The sequence below is a fragment of the Kitasatospora sp. NPDC094019 genome (assembly GCF_044764505.1).
GTDB lineage: Bacteria > Actinomycetota > Actinomycetes > Streptomycetales > Streptomycetaceae > Kitasatospora.
The window spans coordinates 223,583-238,647 of record NZ_JBIWIF010000012.1; the positions used below are offsets into that span (position 1 = coordinate 223,583).

Sequence of the window (15,065 nt, forward strand, 5' to 3'; positions counted from 1 at the left end):
ATGGCGGTGAGATTCGGGATTCTCGGGCCGCTGCACGTGCTGGAGAACGGCCGGGCCGTCGATCCGGGATCACGGAAACAACAGATTCTCCTGGCGGCGCTGCTGTCCCACGCGAATACCCGGCTCTCGGCCGACTCCCTGGTCGAGGCACTGTGGGACGACGCGCCGCCACGCACCGCCCGCAAGAACCTCCAGGTCTACGTCTCGGGGCTGCGCCGCCTGGCCGGTCCCGAGTCCGGCCCGGCCCCTGACCCGGACTCCGGCCCCGGGCGGGCGCCCGGCCCCGGATGCACCCGGATCAGCCACCAGGCCGGCGGCTACGTCCTGCACACCGCCGAGGGGGAGCTCGACGCGCTCCGCTTCGAACAGCGGGCCAGGGCCGGAGCACTCGGCGAGGCGTTGGAACTGTGGCGCGGTTCGGCACTCGACGGGTTCCGGGACGTCCCGCTGATCGACAGCGCGGCGCAGCGCCTCGACCGCCGCTTCCTCGGCGTGTTCGAGGACTGGCTGGACGCCGAACTCGCCGCCGGGCGAGGGGCGGAGACGATCGAGCGGGCCACCGAGACCGCGCAGCGGCACCCGCTGCGCGAACGGCTGCGAATGCTGCAGATGACCGCTCTGTGCCAGGCCGGGCGCCGCTCCGAGGCGCTCGCCGTCTACGACGAGCTGCGGCAGGCACTGGCCCATGAACTCGGTCTGCCGCCGAGCCCGGCCCTCGCGCGTTTCTACCGTTCACTGCTCTGCGACGCCGGCCCCGTGCGGCCGCGCCCCGCGCCTCCCGCCGAGCTGGGGCCGCCGGTGCCGCGCCCGCGCCGTCCGGCGGCGCCGAACCTGTTGCCCACGGACCCGCCCGCGTTCACCGGTCGTGCGGCCCCCGTGCGGTGGCTGACCGAGGCGCTCACCGGCGGTGTCGGAAGGCTGGCGGTGGTGACCGGGCCGCTCGGCGCGGGCAAGACCGCGCTCGCCGTCCACACCGCGCACCGGTTGGCCGAACACTTCCCGGACGGACGGCTGTTCGTCCGACTGCGCGGGGAGGACGGCCGCCCCCGCCCGCTGGAGGACGTCCTGCGCCAACTGCTCGCGGCCACCGCCTGTGGTGAACGGGACGGGCCGGCCGGTGCGCGGCCGACCGTGGAGGTCGTCGACCCGCGCTGGGCCTGGCAGTTGTGGCTGACCGGGCGCCGCGCGCTGGTGGTCGTCGACGACGCCCGCCGTGAGTCCGAGGTGCGGCCGCTGCTGCCGGAGGCGGGGGAGAGTGCCGTCGTGGTCACCGCCCGGCCTCGGCTGATCGGCCTGGAGGGTGCCCACCGGCTCTGGCTTCCAGCCTTCACGGCGGGCGAGGCGGTGGAGTTCCTGGGCCGGACGATCGGCGCTCAACGGGTCGACGCGGACCGGGAGTCCGCCGCCCGGATCGTCCGGGCGACGGGGCTGTTGCCGCTCGGGGTGCGGCTGGTCGCCGACCGGCTGGCGTTCCTGCGGCACGTCCCGCTGGGCGAGTACGGCGCGCGGCTGGGCGACGGCCGGGCGCTGCTGGACGAGTTGTGCGGGGGCGACCCGCTGGTGCGGATGCGACTGGCCGAGTCGGTCGGCGAGCTGCCGGAGGCCGCGCAGTGGGCGGTGCTGAGGCTCGGCCTGCTGCCCCGGCCGGTGTTCACCCTGGACCGGGCGGCCGCGGTGCTGGACCGCGACCCGGGGACGGCCGTGCGGGTGCTGGAGGACCTCCTGGAGGCCAGCCTGCTGACCGTCGCGGGCGCGGAGGGACTCGCCCACACCGTGCGGTACGAGATGCCGGCGCTGCTGTACGCGTACGCCCGGGAGCGGGCAGGCCGGACCGTCGAGCGGGTACCGGCCCACCACCACTGAGTCGGGAACCGGCCGTCAAGGGTTGGGAACCATGAGTGGAACGGCATGTGACCAACCGTCATACCGAAATCGAACCGCCGCCGAATCGCCGCCATACCGGGGGTCCCTACGTTTCTCCCGGGCCGGCGTAGCGGACGCCGCACTGCAGAGGGAGGTCAGCATGAGTGACTCCATCAACCCGGAGCCGACCGAGGCCGAGGACGAGGTCGACGTCGTGGCGCACGGCATCGAGGTCGAGGACGACGGCCTCGTCGAGGACATCTGTATCATCAACAACAGTGCGGCGATGTGACGTTGACGCATCCGGTCGCACAGTCGTGACGCAGTGACGTCATGACGTCCGAGCGGGTCATCCGGTCCCGGCCCGAGCCGCCGGCGGCCGGGTGGCCCGTTCGGCCGGTTCCCCCGACTCCCCGGTTCCCCGGTTCCCCGGTTCGCCGGTTCCCGGGCATCCCGGGTTCCCCCCGGCCACCGCAGGCCGCCGCTCCCGACCGCCGTTCCCGGCCGGAGCCCCCGATCACCGCTCCCGACCGCCGCTTCCTGGCCCGGAGGCCCCGTGAACATCCTGCTCTGCCCGCTCAGTGACGGCGGCTACCTCTACCCGGCGCTCGCCGTCGGGCGCGAACTGCGCTGCCGCGGCCACCGGGTGTCGGTGCTGGGCCGCGCCGCCGCCGCACCGTTCGCGGCCGAGGCCGGTCTGCCGTTCGCGGCGGCGGAGGAGTTCGGCGGGGAGCGGGCCTTCTCCGCCGCCCGCTGGGGGGTCATGGGTCTCGCGCAGTACCGGGCGACCGTCCGCGCGGCCCGGCAGGCCCGGGCCGACCTGCTGGTGACCTCCGTCCTGTGCAACGGTGCGCTGCTCGCCGCGGAGGCGCTGGACGTCCCGGTGGTCGTGATCGGGCTCTCGATCCACCTGTGGACCTACCGGTCCGGGGGTGAGGGGGAGCCGCAGTACGGTCGCACCCGGGAGAACCGCACTCTGGAGACGCTGGCGCTCTACGACGCCGCCCGGGAGGAGGCCGGCCTCGCGGCCCGGCCGTCCCGTTGGTCGCGCGAATCGGTCGCCGCCGCCAACGCCGCCGCCACCGCGGACCCGGACGCGTCCCCCCTGCTCGGCGACGCGCTCCTGCTCCGCGGAGACCCCGAGCTGGAGTACCCGGGAGCCGAGTTGCCCCGGCGGGCGCACCACGTCGGCCCGCTGCCCTGGGAGCCGGCCGCAGACCTGGGCGAACTGGCCGCCGTCGACGCCGCGTTGGCACGGACCGGCAAGCCGGTCGTCTATGTGCACTTGGGCCGCTTCTTCGGCGGCGGCAGCCCCTGGCCCCGCCTCAACGCGACTTTCACCGGCGGTCGTTACCAGGCCGTCGTGGAACAGGGGCGCACCGCCGGGCCGAACCCCGCCCCGGACGCCGACATTCTGCTCGTCCGCAAGCCCTGGCTGGGGCCGCTCGTCGACCGGGCCGGGCTGGTGCTCACCGCCGGTACCTCGGCGCCCGTGCTCGGCGCCCTGCTGCGCGGGCGCCCGCTCGGCGTCACCCCGAACGGCTCCGAGCAGCCCGTCCTCGCCGGCGCCCTGCTGCGGGCCGGAGCTGCCGTCCACCTGCCCCGCACGGGAGAGCCGGACCAGGCCGGGCGGGTCGACGCGGCCTGGCGGGACGACCGGCTGCGCTCCCACGCCCACCGCCTCGGCCGACGGCTCGCCGCCGCGGCGGCGGACGGCCCCCGCCGCGCCGCCGACCTCGTCGAGCAGACCGCCCGCACGTCCGACCGGCAGCCCGCAACCTCAAGGGAGAACCATGGGTACTCGATCAGCCGCCCCGGACCTCGCGGCCGTGGAGAGCCTCTCGGCGGGCGCGCGGCGGTGGATCGGTCGGCACTGCGGCTTTCTTGACGAGCCGGCCGGCCGGGCCGAACTGCCGGTCACTCCGCGGGTCAAGGCGCTGCTGCAACTCGCCCTGCTGAACCGCTGCTGGGCGAAGGCCGCCGAGGTCGGCCGGCCGGCCGAGGCGGGCCGGTCCTTCGGGGGCGGCCGGCCCTCCGGGGTCAGCGGGTCCAGCGAGGTCGGCCGGTCCACCGCGGGCGGCGGGAACGGCGTCGTCGCCGACGCGGCAGAAGGCCCGGACCGCGACCTGGCCGCCGTCACCGCGACCGTCGAGCAGGTCTGGCGCAGCCGCGTCCACCCGCCCCTGCTCACTGTCGAGCCGCGCTACGCCCGGCAGTTCCAGCTGATGTACGGCGCGCTCGCCCCGGCCGGCCTCGACGCCGACGGCCCGCACCGGAAGGCCCTCGCCGAAGGAGTGGCGGGCGACCTCCTGACGCAGCGCCGCAAGTCGCCCTTCCTGCACCTGGAAACCCGCTACTACGCGGAACTGGCGGGCCTGAAGCACCAGTTGCTCGACTATCCGGAGCTGTACCGGATCAGTCGACTGGCCGCGCACGCCGACGGACAGCCGCTCGCCGAACTCGACGTCTGCGACGTGACCCACACCGTCTTCCACCTGGCCGACTTCGGCTTCCGGGACCCGGGCCTGGGCGCGGCCGACCTGGCCCACGCCAGAGACCGGGTCGAGCGCCTGACCGAGGAGTCCGTCCGGCGCGGCGAGTGGGACCTCACCGGGAAGCTCGTCCTCGCGCAGCACTGCCTCGGCCTCGATCCGCTCGCGACGCCCTCCGGCGCGGCCGGTCTGCGCCTGCTGTCCGAAGCCCAGTCGCCGGACGGGGCCTTCCCGGGCCGCTCCGCCACCGACCGGGTGCCGCCGGACGCGACCACCGTCCAGTTCTTCCGGAAATCCTTCCAGTCGACGCTGGTGGTGGCCCTGGCGACGGTGATCCTCGTGCGTCGCCGCCCGCGTACGGACACCGCCGCCGAACGTCCGCCCGCCCCGTCCAGCACCCCTGCCCCGTCCAGCACCCCTGCCCCGTCCAGCACCCCTGCTCCGTTCACCACCCCTGCCCCGTCGACCACCCCCGCTCCGGGCGGTGCCCGATGAGCCCGACGCCGGCCGGTTCCACCGGCGCCCGCCTCCTCCGGGGCGAGCGGAACTGGTGGTTCCTCGGCCCCGGCGGCGGCCTCGCCCGGCTGCGCCCCGGCCAGTTGGCCGAGGACGGCACCCTGCGCCCCGGCACCGAACGCAGCCTGCGCGAGCACGGCCTGCTGACCGCCCCCGCCCCGCGCAGCTACGCCCTGACCGTCCTGACCAGCACCCACTGCAACCTCGGGTGCGGCTACTGCTTCCAGAACACCGCCCAGGACAGCGACGGCGGCAGCCGCCCGCCCCGGATCGCCCGCAAGCGCCTGACCTCGCGGACCATCACCGAGATCCTCGATTTCACCGACCGGCAGATGGCCGCCGCCGAGTTGGAGAAGCTCCGCATCCTGCTGTTCGGCGGCGAGCCCCTGCTCAATCCGCGCGGCTGCCTGGAACTCCTCGAACGGGCCGCCGACCACGGACTCGCCTCCGCGTGGATGATCTCCAACGCCACCCTGCTCACCCCGGCGCTCGCCACCGGACTCGCCGACCGGGGCCTGCGCTCCGTCCAGGTCACCTTCGACGGCGACCGCCCCGACCACGACCGGATCCGGATCCGCCGCGCCGAGGGCGGCGGCACCTTCGACACCATCGTCGGCAACCTCGCCCGCGCCTCCGAAGTCTCCCCGCTGCGCTGGATCTTCCGGGTCAACGTCTCCCAGGAGACCTACCAGGGCGTGGACAGCCTGCTCGACCGGATCGCCGCGGCGCTCGAACCGGCCCGCTGCACCCTGTACTTCGCCCAGGTCGGCGACGTCGGCGTGGGTTACGGCAACGACCTCCGGCACACCGGGGACCTCTCCGCGCGCTTCACCCGCTGGCAGCGCCGCGCCCTCGACCTCGGGTTCGGGGTCACCCGCCCGCAGGCCCACCGCCCGTGCGCCACCTGCGGGCACGGGGACGGCCGGTACGGCGCGGTGGTGAGCGCCGACGGCACTCTCGCCAGCTGCTGGGAGACGGCGGGCAAACCGGACTGGGAGGTCGGTACCGCCGCGGGCGGCTACCTGCCGGGCACCCTCACCCGGGACCGCTGGATCGGTTGCGAGGACCTCTACCGGCGCGACGAGGACCGCCGCACGCTCGCCGCTTTCCACGACTCGGTCGACGCCGCGCTGCTCGACTACCTGGACGAGACGGGGCGCCTGTGACCACGACACCCGGTCTCCACGCCGATCCGACCCCCGGTCCTGCCCCTGCCCCTGCCACCACCGCCGCTCCCGTCTCCGGCCCCCGCCGTACCGACGAGTGCCCGCCCGACCACGGCCTCGAACGGCTCGGCGTCGGCACGCTCGGCTGGATCGGCCGCCACCTCGACCGGTTCGACCCGTTCACGCCCGGCCGCGGTGCCGCGGCGAGCCCCGATCCCGGCGCTGCGCACCGGCCCGCCAAGGCGGCGCTGGAACTCGCGCTGCTCACCCACTGCTGGACCCGCCTCGGCCCCGGTGACGATCCGCGCCGGGCCGAGGCGACCGCCCGGGTCCGCGGCATCTGGCAGCACCCCGGCTTCCCGCGCCTGCTCACCGCCGAGCCGCGCGGCGCCACCCAGTACCGGCTCGCGTGCGCGGCCCTGGCGCCCGCCGGGACGGAGGACGCGCCGTTCCGGGCCGGCCTCGCCCGGCTCACCGCCGCCGACCTCGCCGCGGCGGGGCGCTCGCCGTACCAGCGACTCGAACTGCGCTACTACGCGGACAAGGCCGGGGTGGCGCACACCATCGAGTCGTACGAGGAACTCGCTCGGCGCAACGTCCTCGTGGCGCTGCCCGCCACCGCCCTCGCCCGGGCCCGGCGCCGAGAGGTCCTCGACAGCCGCGGAGCCCTCGACAAGCAGGGCACGCAGCGAGCCCGGGACGCGCGGAGCCCGCAGGACATCCAGGACACCCAGGGCACGCAGGGCACGCAGGACACCCCCGGGCCCGGACCGGACGAGCCGCCGGTGACCGTCCCCGAGGCGTACGCCCTCACCCACTCCGCCTTCTACCTCAGCGACTTCGCCCGTACCGGACCGGGGTTGCCCGACGGCGCCGTGGCCGACGCGGCGGCCCTGACCGGCCGGCTGCTCGACCACAGCGTCCGCCACGACTGGTGGGACCTCACCGCCGAACTCGTCATGACCCAGGTCTGCCTGGGCCTGGACGCGGCGGCCACGCCCGAGGGCGCGGCCGCCATCGCCTGCCTGTCCGGCGCCCAACGCCCGGACGGCTCAATCCCCGGTCGTTCCGCCGCCACCCGTGCGAGCACCGCCGATCCGGCTGCCGAGTACTTCGCCAAGGCGTACCACACCACCCTGGTGACGGCCCTGATGACACTGCTGCTCGTGGCGGGGAGCACCTCGTGACCGCCCTCGGCCGGCTCCGGCCGACCCTCATCAACCCGACCTACACCCGACTCTGGTTCGGCCAGGCCGTCTCCTCGGTCGGCGACGCGGTGTTCAGCACCACGCTCGTCCTCTGGGTGGCGACCGTGCTGGCCAAGGGCAAGCCCTGGGGCCCGCAGGCGGTCAGCGGCGTCGTCCTGGCGACCAGCGCGGCCGTGATGTTCGTCGGGCCCTTCGCCGGGGTCTTCGTCGACCGTTGGGACAAGCGTGCCACCATGCTCGGCACCGAAGTGCTGCGCGGTGGGCTGGTCGCCGCCCTGACCGCCGTCGCCTTCCTGCCGACCAGGGAACTGCCGGCGGGCGTCTGGCTGGCCCTGATCTACGTGACGGTGCTGGTGCTCAACGCGGCCAGCCAGTTCTTCACCCCGGCCCGGTTCTCGATCATCGCGGAACTCGTGACGGACGAGGCCGACCGGGCCCGCGCGGCCGGAATCGCCCAGGCGACCGGGCAGACCGCCTGGATCATCGGCCCGCCGCTCGCCGCGCCGCTGCTGTTCGCGGTGGGCCTGCAATGGGCGCTGCTGTTCAACGCGCTGTCGTACCTGGTGTCGTACATCGCCATCAGCTCGGCGGACCTGCGGCCGGTGAACCCCGCGCGGCCCGGGGCGGCCGCTGCGAAGTCCGTCCGGAGCACCGAACGGCCGGGCCTGTTCCAGGACTTCGCCGCTGGCCTGCGCTTCTTCGCGCACAACCGGTTCCTGGTCGCGCTGCTGCTGCTCACGGTGATCGGCCAGCTCGGGATGGGCGCCCTGAGCACCCTGAACATCTTCTTCGCCACCCGGAACCTGCACGCCTCCGCCGAGTCGTACGGCTACCTCGGCATGGCCCTCGGCATCGGCGGGATCGCGGGCGCGCTCGCCGCCGGGCGGGTGGTGCAGTGGATCGGCGCCCGGCGGACGACGTGGATCGGGCTGATGGCGAGCGGTGTGCTGCTGGTGCTGTACTCGCGGCAGACCGGCTTCCCGGCGGCCGTGACGCTGCTGTTCGTCTTCGTGGTGCCGATCACCATGCTGAACACGGCGATGGCTCCGCTGCTGCTCGCCGCCACCCCGCAGGAGTTCCGGGGCCGGGTGATCTCGGTGTTCTACCCGGTCACCCGGCTCGCGGCGATGCTGACGGCGGTGCTGTCCGGCTGGTTGGCGGGCAGCGGGCTGCGGGACTTCTCGGGCTCGGTGGCGGGGCTGCGGTTCGGCCCGATCGACACGATCTTCGCGGTGTCCGGGCTGGTGGTCGTGCTCGCCGGGGTCTACGCGCGGGTGGGCCTCCCGGCGACCGGCGCCGCCCCGGCCGCCGGGCCCGCCGCGGTCGTACCCGACGACGAACCGGTGCCGGAGCCCGCAGCCATGGCGGTCGAGGCGCACGGAGAAGCACACGGGGAGGCGCCGGGGGAAGTGCTCGGGGAAACGCACGGAGAAGTACCCGGAGAGGCGTACGGGGAGCCGCCCGCCGAGGGTACCGCCGGCCCCACCGCTCCCACCCGGGAGGACCGGCCGTGAGCTGCGCCGCGTGCGGACGCCACACCGGCGAGGCGGACCGGTTCTGCGCCGGCTGCGGTACCCCGCTCACGGCGGCGGCCGGGGTGGCCGCCGCAGCCGCCGCCTCTCCCGCGTCCGCCGTTCCGCCCCCGCCCCCCGCCGAACCGCGCGAGTCGCGCCGCAAGGTGTCGATGCTCTTCCTGGACGTCGTCGGTTCCACCACCCTCGCCGAGCGGCTGGACCCCGAACCGCTGCGCCGCGTGATGGACCGCTACTTCGCCAGCTGCGGCGCCTGCATCGCCGAACACGGCGGTGTCGTGGAGAAGTTCATCGGCGACGCGATCCTCGCGGCCTTCGGCGCCACCGTCGCCCGCGAGGACGACGCGCTGCGGGCCGTCCGGGCCGCCACCGGCGCGCTCGCCGCTCTGGCCGACCTCACGGCGGACCTCGCCGCCGAGTACCGGGTCGAACTGGAGGCCCGGGCCGGGATCTGCACCGGCAACGTCGTGGTGATCACCCGCCCGGGGGACGACTTCCGGGTCGTCGGCGACTCCGTCAACACGGCCGCCCGGCTGCAGACCGCCGCCGCTCCCGGTGAGGTGCTGATCTGCGCCGACACCGCCGCCATGGTGCGGGCGCAGGTGGGCATCGAGCCGGTCGAACCGCTGCGGCTGAAGGGCAAGTCCCGTCCGGTGCCGGCCTGGCGGGTGACCGCCCCGGAGGCGACGGCCGCCGACTCGGACCCGGTCACCCCGTTCATCGGGCGGACGGACGAACTGGCCGCGCTCGAAAGCGGTTACCGGCGGGCCGGAGAACGGCGCGAGGTGTGCATGGCCACCGTTCTCGGCCCGCCGGGTATCGGAAAGTCACGTCTGGTCCGGGAGTTCCTCTCCGGACTGCCGGAGGGCGAGGCGCTGGTGCTGGCCGGGCGCTGTTCCCCCTACGGCCGGGGGATCACCTACCGGCCGCTTGCCGAGATGCTCGGCTCGCTGCCCGGCGGCCGGGCCGAACTGGTGCGGTTGTTCGCCGAGGACGCCGAGGACGCCGCGGACGCCGCCTCGGCCGGGCCGCCGGACAGCGCGGGCAGCCGGGCGCGACAGTTGGTCACCCGCACCCTCGCCGCCGTCACCGACCCCGCCGACCCGGGCCACCCCGCCGACCCCGCCGACCCCGCTGTCACCGACCCCGCCGACCCCGGCCACCCCGCTGTCACCGACGCCGCCGACCCCGACGCTGCCGCCGACCCGCCCCCCGGGCAGGTCGGCGTCGAGGACATCGCCTGGGCGGTGCGCCACCTCCTGGGGGCGCTCGGCCGCTCCCGGCCGGTGGTCATGGTCTGGGAGGACCTGCACTGGGCGGAGGCGACCCTGCTCGACCTCGTCGACGGGATCGCCACCTGGCTGCGTGGCGTCCCCGTCCTGCTGCTCTGCGTCGCCCGCCCCGAACTGCTCGACCAGCGCCCCGACTGGGGGAACGGCGGGCCGGGCGCCGTCACCGTCGATCTCGGCCCGATGAGTACGGAGCAGACCACCGCCCTGGTCGGCGCCCTGGCCCTGCGCGGTGAGGTCCACGCGCAGGACCTCCGGGCCGTCGACCAGCGTGAACTGACCAGCCGGGTGGTCGTGTTGTGCGACGGCAACCCGCTCTTCGCCGAACAGCTCATGGACGTCTTCGCCGAGTCCGATCCCGGCACCCGGGTGCCGCCCACCGTGCAGGCGCTGCTCGGCGCGCGGCTGGACCAACTCCCCGCCACCGAGCGCGGGCTGCTGGAACTCGCCGCCGTCGTCGGGCGCGAGTTCAGCCGTGGGCAGCTGCGGGCGATGGCCGAGGCCGACGGGGTGGTGCCGGCCGCCGCCGACGAGGCGACGGCCCGGCTGGCGCGCCGCCGGGTCTTCGAACCCGGGCCGGCCGCCACCTACCGGTTCGCCCAGGCGCTACTGCGCGACACCGCCTACGAGTTCACCCCGAAGACCCGGCGCGAACGCTGGCACGGGTTCCTGGCCGACCGTTTCTCCCAGGCGCGGCCGAGGGACCCGATGGCGGTCGCCTACCACGTCGAGGCCAGTTGGCAGCTGGGCCGCCAACTACGGCCCGGGGAGCGGAAGCTGCCGGTGCTGGCCGGGGCGGCGGCCGGGACCCTGATCGCCGAGGGACGACGCGCGCTGGCCCGGAAGGACCTCCCCGCCGCCGTCCAACTCCTGGAGCGCGGCCGCGCCTTGCTCCCGGTCGGGGACCCTCGGCACCTCGCGCTGGCGCTGCACGTCTGCGACGCCGGGGTCTGGCTCCAGGACGAGGCCCGCTGCCGGGCCGCGCTCGACGCCGCCGAGGCCGCCCTGCCCGGCAATCCGCGCGCCGCGGCGACCCTGGCCGTCCAGCGCGGGATCGTCGCGCTCCGGCTCGGCCTCGCCCCGCCCACCGCCGTCACCGCTGACGCCGACCGCCTGACCACCCTGCTGGAGCGCGACCCGGCTGACGACCGCAGCTGGTCCAGGCTCCACCAACTGCGCGCCCACCTCGAACTCGCCGCGGAACGCACGGCCTCCGCCGAGTCCTCCTTCCGGCTCGCGCTGGCCCGTGCCCGCTCCCTCGCCGACGGCTACGAGGAGGACCGACTCCTCTGCGCGGTCTGCGAGTTGGCCCAGTGGACGCCCACCCCGGTGGCCGCTTCGCTGGAGCTGTGCGCCCTGCTCGGCCGACGCTTCGCCGCCAACCGCTCGCTGCTGATCCCGGTCCTCGTCGCCCGCGCCCACCTGGAGGCGTTGGGCGGAGACGTGGACGCCGCCCGGCGCACCCTCGCCGAGGCACTCACCTGTTCCCACGACGTGCACGCCGACCTCGCGGACGCCGTCGTGCTGGACGCCTCGGGGTTCGTCGAGTCGCTGGCCGGCGCCCATGAGGCCGCCGAGGCCCGCTACCGGCAGAGCCTCGGCGTGCTGCGCGCCGCCGAGCACGCCCCGGACACCCGGACCACGGAGGTCGCCATCGCCCGCGAGCTGTTCGCGCAGGGACGGATCGAGGCCGCCGCCGGTGCCCTGGCCGCGCTCGACCCGGTCGAACGGCAGGGCGAGCGGTCCGCCGAGCGATTCACCGAGCGATTCACCGACGGTGACAGTGGCCGGGCCGGCGAACCGGACGGTGACCGCGACGGCGACCCGGACGGCGGGAACCCGCGCGCCCGGCTCGGGGCGACGGCGCTGCGCGGTCGCCTCGCCTCCGCGCGGGGCGACCACGCCGAGGCGGTCGCCGCCGCCACGGCCGCCCGGCGGCTGAGCGAGGGCTCCGACGACCCCTGTCTGGTCGGCGGGACGCTCCTCGATCTGGCGATCGTGCTCCGTGCGGCCGGCGAGGCCGAGCGGGCGACGGCTGAAGGGACCGAGGCGTTGCGGATGTTCGAGGCCAAGGGGGCCACTCTTCCCGCCGGGCGGGTCCGCGCCTGGCTCGCCGCCGGAGGGACGGGCGCCGCCCACCCCACCGGCACCGCCCACCCCACCGGCGCCGCCGGTCCACCCGCCCCCGCCGGTCCACCCGCCCCCGCCGGTTCTCGCACCACCCCGTCCGGTCCACCCGCCCCGCCCGGCGCCACGGGCGGTGACCGGCGATGACCGACCTCCACCTCCCGCCCTGGCGCCGCCCGCCGCGCGACCACTTCCCGGGCGTGCCCGCCTGGAGCATGCCGGTCTCCGTCGTGCCCCAGGAGCCCTTCGACATCAGCCCCCTCGGCGGCCACCTCACCCAGGACTGGGCCTGGGGCGGCGCCGACGGCTCCGGCGTCCGGGTCTGCGTCCTGGACAGCGGCGTGGACGCCGAACACCCGCTGGTCGGCGGACTCGACCGGGCCATGGACGTGGTGCGCGCCGAGGACGGCACCCTCACCGTCACCCCGACCGAGCCGGGCGACACCGCCGGCCACGGCACCGCCTGCGCCAGCGTCATCCGGTCCGTCGCCCCCGGCGCGGCGCTCACCTCGGTCCGCGTCCTCTCCGGCGGCCGGCACGGCAGCGGTGCCGCCCTGCTGGCCGGGCTCACCTGGGCCGTGGAGGAGGGGTACGACGTCATCAACATGAGCCTGTCGACGACCAAGCCGGAGTTCTGCGACGCGCTGCGCGACCTCGCCGACTGCGCCTACTTCCGTCGCTGCGTCATCGTCGCCTCCGCGCACAACATGCCGGTGCGCAGCTACCCGTGGCCGTTCGCCTCGGTCATCTCGGTGGCCAGCCACGACAGCCCCGACCCGATGACCTACTACTACAACCCGTCACCGCCGGTCGAGTTCTACGCCCGGGGCGTGCGGGTGCCGGTGGCCGGCCCCGGCGGTCGCCACCTGCTCAGCACCGGGAACAGCTTCGCGACCCCGCACATCGCGGGTATCTGCGCGCTCATTCTCAGCAAGCACCGCTCGCTCACCCCCTTCCAGCTCAAGTCCGTCCTCTACCTGGCCGCTGAGAACGTAGCCGTACCCGATGGAGGTGCGCGTGTCGACTGACCCGTTGAAGAGTGCCGAGCTGCGGCAACGCAGACTTCTGCAGTCGATCGTGGAGGTTGCCCGCAGTGTGTTCGGCGCGGCCGCGGCCTCCGTGCTGCTGGTGGACGAGGCCGACGGCGACCTCGTCTTCGAGGCGGTGGCGGGGGAGGGGGAGCACCACCTGCTGGGCAGCCGCTTCCCGGCCGGCACCGGGATCGCGGGCTGGGCGCTGATGACCGGCCAGCCGGTGGTGGTGGACGACGTGGCGGACAGCCCGCAGTTCGCCCGCTCGGCGGCGGAGTCCACCGGCTATGTGCCGAGCAGCATCATGGCGGCCCCGCTGATCTGCGAGGGCGACTGCATCGGGGTGCTGTCCGTACTGGACCGTGACAGCCGTCCGCGCTGCGATCTCGGCGACATCGCTTCGCTGGGGCTGCTGGCCACCGAGATGGCCACGGTGCTCGAACTCCTCCTGACGCTCCGCTCCGCCGCCCCCGCTCCCGCCCCCGCTCCCGCCCCGGTGCCGGCGCCCGTGCCGGGGAAGGGCGCGGCCTTCGACCTGGCGGTGCTGCAACGTGTCGCCGACCGTCTCCCCGGCGCCCCGGACCATGTGGCCGCGACCGTCGGCAAGCTGCTGGCGATGGCCGACGACCTGCTTGCCACCGCAGACGCCGATGCCTGACCGCCCCGTCCGGTCCTCCACCCCGCCTCCCGTCGCTCCCACCGCCCGGCGGTCCGCGCCAGGACCGGTCCCGCCCCACTCACCCCCGCCCCGCTCCCCGTTCCTCGCCCAGCTCGACGACCCCGCCCGCACCCTGGACGCCCGCCCGCGCCCGACCCCCTGCGTCCTGCTGCTCAGCCGCGCCTGCGACACCGACCTCGACCCGGTGCGGAACCTGCTCGCGGGCGCCGGCATCCGCACCGCCCGGCTGAACGCCGAGGAGCTCGCCGCCACCTCCCTGACCATCGCCCCCGACGGCCGCACCGTCCGTCTGAACGGGCGCGAGCTGATCCCCACCGTCACCTGGATCCGCCACTTCGCGCCCACGGCCTTCGATCCGGCCTCCCCGGTCTCGGACACCGCCTTGACGACCACGCGCGGTGCCTTCCTCCGCGACTCCTGGCAGGCGGCGACCGCGCAGCTGGCGGCGATCTCCGGCACGGCCGTCCGCCCCGACCGTCCCGGGGTGCTCTGCCAACTCGACCTCGCCCGCCGGTACGGGGTCGCGGTTCCGCGTTCCGTGCTGACCACCGATCCGCACCTCGTGCGCGACGAGTTCGACGGCCCGCGCGTGGTCGTCAAGGCGGCCGGCCACCACTTCGTCGAACCGTTCCCGGGCCGGCTGCACGGGATCTTCCCGACCGTCCTGGACCGGGCGGACCTGGCCGGTGGCCCACGCCCGGGGCCGCCGGTGATCGTGCAGGAGTACGTCGAGCACGAGGCTGAACTGCGGGTCTACTTCGTCGGCGGGCACCTGCACGCCTTCGCGGTCACCAAGACCACCCCGGCCGACCCCTGGACCGCTCCCGACCGGCTCGGTGTCCGCGCGCTGCCGTCACCCCCGCCGGACATCGCCGCCGCGACCCGCACCCTCGCCGCCGCGATGTCCCTGCGCTACGGCGCCTTCGACTTCCTCCTCAGCGGCGGCACCCCGGTCTTCCTGGAGGTCAACCCCGACGGCGACTGGCGCTGGGCCGAGCGCCGCACCCGTACCACCCCGGTCACCGTCGCCGTCGCCGCCATGCTGGCCGCCCTCCACCGCGCCGCCCTTTGAACCCCGACACTCTCTGCACCCCGACACTCTCTGCACCTCGCCGCCCTCCGGACCTCGCCGCGCCGAACCCCGGCCACCGAACCCCGGCCG

Annotated in this window: 11 protein-coding genes; all 11 read left to right on the top strand. The window is 75.3% G+C overall.

Annotation, left to right across the window (positions count from 1 at the left end; genetic code table 11):
- The 11 genes from ACIQ9P_RS26320 (at nt 1) to ACIQ9P_RS26370 (ending at nt 14,975) form a co-directional block, all read left to right on the top strand.
- Complete coding sequence (locus tag ACIQ9P_RS26320; protein ID WP_402360870.1) at nt 1-1,863, top strand: BTAD domain-containing putative transcriptional regulator; 1,863 nt, start codon at nt 1-3, stop codon at nt 1,861-1,863.
- Between the two features lie 160 nt (nt 1,864-2,023).
- Nucleotides 2,024-2,155, top strand: a complete 132-nt coding sequence (locus ACIQ9P_RS26325; RefSeq protein WP_402360873.1) for a hypothetical protein — start codon at nt 2,024-2,026, stop codon at nt 2,153-2,155.
- A gap of 264 nt (nt 2,156-2,419) precedes the next feature.
- Complete coding sequence (locus ACIQ9P_RS26330; RefSeq protein WP_402360876.1) at nt 2,420-3,751, top strand: glycosyltransferase; 1,332 nt, start codon at nt 2,420-2,422, stop codon at nt 3,749-3,751.
- Entirely contained in the window at nt 3,657-4,850 is a 1,194-nt protein-coding gene (locus tag ACIQ9P_RS26335; RefSeq protein WP_402360879.1) for a DUF6895 family protein, read from the top strand. Before ACIQ9P_RS26330 ends, ACIQ9P_RS26335 begins: the two co-directional genes overlap by 95 nt.
- Nucleotides 4,847-6,037, top strand: coding sequence for a radical SAM protein (locus tag ACIQ9P_RS26340; protein ID WP_402360882.1), 1,191 nt, complete (start codon nt 4,847-4,849; stop codon nt 6,035-6,037). The genes ACIQ9P_RS26335 and ACIQ9P_RS26340 overlap by 4 nt, the downstream gene beginning before the upstream one ends.
- On the top strand, nt 6,034-7,224 hold the full coding sequence (locus ACIQ9P_RS26345) for a DUF6895 family protein (RefSeq protein ID WP_402360884.1): 1,191 nt from the start codon (nt 6,034-6,036) through the stop codon (nt 7,222-7,224). The genes ACIQ9P_RS26340 and ACIQ9P_RS26345 overlap by 4 nt, the downstream gene beginning before the upstream one ends.
- Entirely contained in the window at nt 7,221-8,759 is a 1,539-nt protein-coding gene (locus ACIQ9P_RS26350) for an MFS transporter (RefSeq protein ID WP_402360887.1), read from the top strand. Before ACIQ9P_RS26345 ends, ACIQ9P_RS26350 begins: the two co-directional genes overlap by 4 nt.
- Entirely contained in the window at nt 8,756-12,340 is a 3,585-nt protein-coding gene (locus tag ACIQ9P_RS26355; protein ID WP_402360890.1) for an AAA family ATPase, read from the top strand. Before ACIQ9P_RS26350 ends, ACIQ9P_RS26355 begins: the two co-directional genes overlap by 4 nt.
- Nucleotides 12,337-13,221 carry a S8 family serine peptidase gene (locus tag ACIQ9P_RS26360; protein ID WP_402360893.1) on the top strand — a complete coding sequence of 295 codons (885 nt, stop codon included), beginning with the start codon at nt 12,337-12,339 and terminating at the stop codon, nt 13,219-13,221. The genes ACIQ9P_RS26355 and ACIQ9P_RS26360 overlap by 4 nt, the downstream gene beginning before the upstream one ends.
- Nucleotides 13,211-13,882, top strand: a complete 672-nt coding sequence (locus ACIQ9P_RS26365; RefSeq protein ID WP_402360896.1) for a GAF domain-containing protein — start codon at nt 13,211-13,213, stop codon at nt 13,880-13,882. Before ACIQ9P_RS26360 ends, ACIQ9P_RS26365 begins: the two co-directional genes overlap by 11 nt.
- Entirely contained in the window at nt 13,875-14,975 is a 1,101-nt protein-coding gene (locus tag ACIQ9P_RS26370) for a RimK family alpha-L-glutamate ligase (RefSeq protein ID WP_402360899.1), read from the top strand. Before ACIQ9P_RS26365 ends, ACIQ9P_RS26370 begins: the two co-directional genes overlap by 8 nt.
- The last annotated feature ends 90 nt before the right edge of the window (nt 14,976-15,065 follow it).

Coding starts and splice junctions, on each gene's coding strand:
- ACIQ9P_RS26370 (WP_402360899.1), top strand. CDS start 13,875: ATGCCTGACCGCCCCGTCCGGTCCTCCACCCCGCCTCCCGTCGCTCCC.
- ACIQ9P_RS26360 (WP_402360893.1), top strand. CDS start 12,337: ATGACCGACCTCCACCTCCCGCCCTGGCGCCGCCCGCCGCGCGACCAC.
- ACIQ9P_RS26335 (WP_402360879.1), top strand. CDS start 3,657: ATGGGTACTCGATCAGCCGCCCCGGACCTCGCGGCCGTGGAGAGCCTC.
- ACIQ9P_RS26340 (WP_402360882.1), top strand. CDS start 4,847: ATGAGCCCGACGCCGGCCGGTTCCACCGGCGCCCGCCTCCTCCGGGGC.
- ACIQ9P_RS26320 (WP_402360870.1), top strand. CDS start 1: ATGGCGGTGAGATTCGGGATTCTCGGGCCGCTGCACGTGCTGGAGAAC.
- ACIQ9P_RS26325 (WP_402360873.1), top strand. CDS start 2,024: ATGAGTGACTCCATCAACCCGGAGCCGACCGAGGCCGAGGACGAGGTC.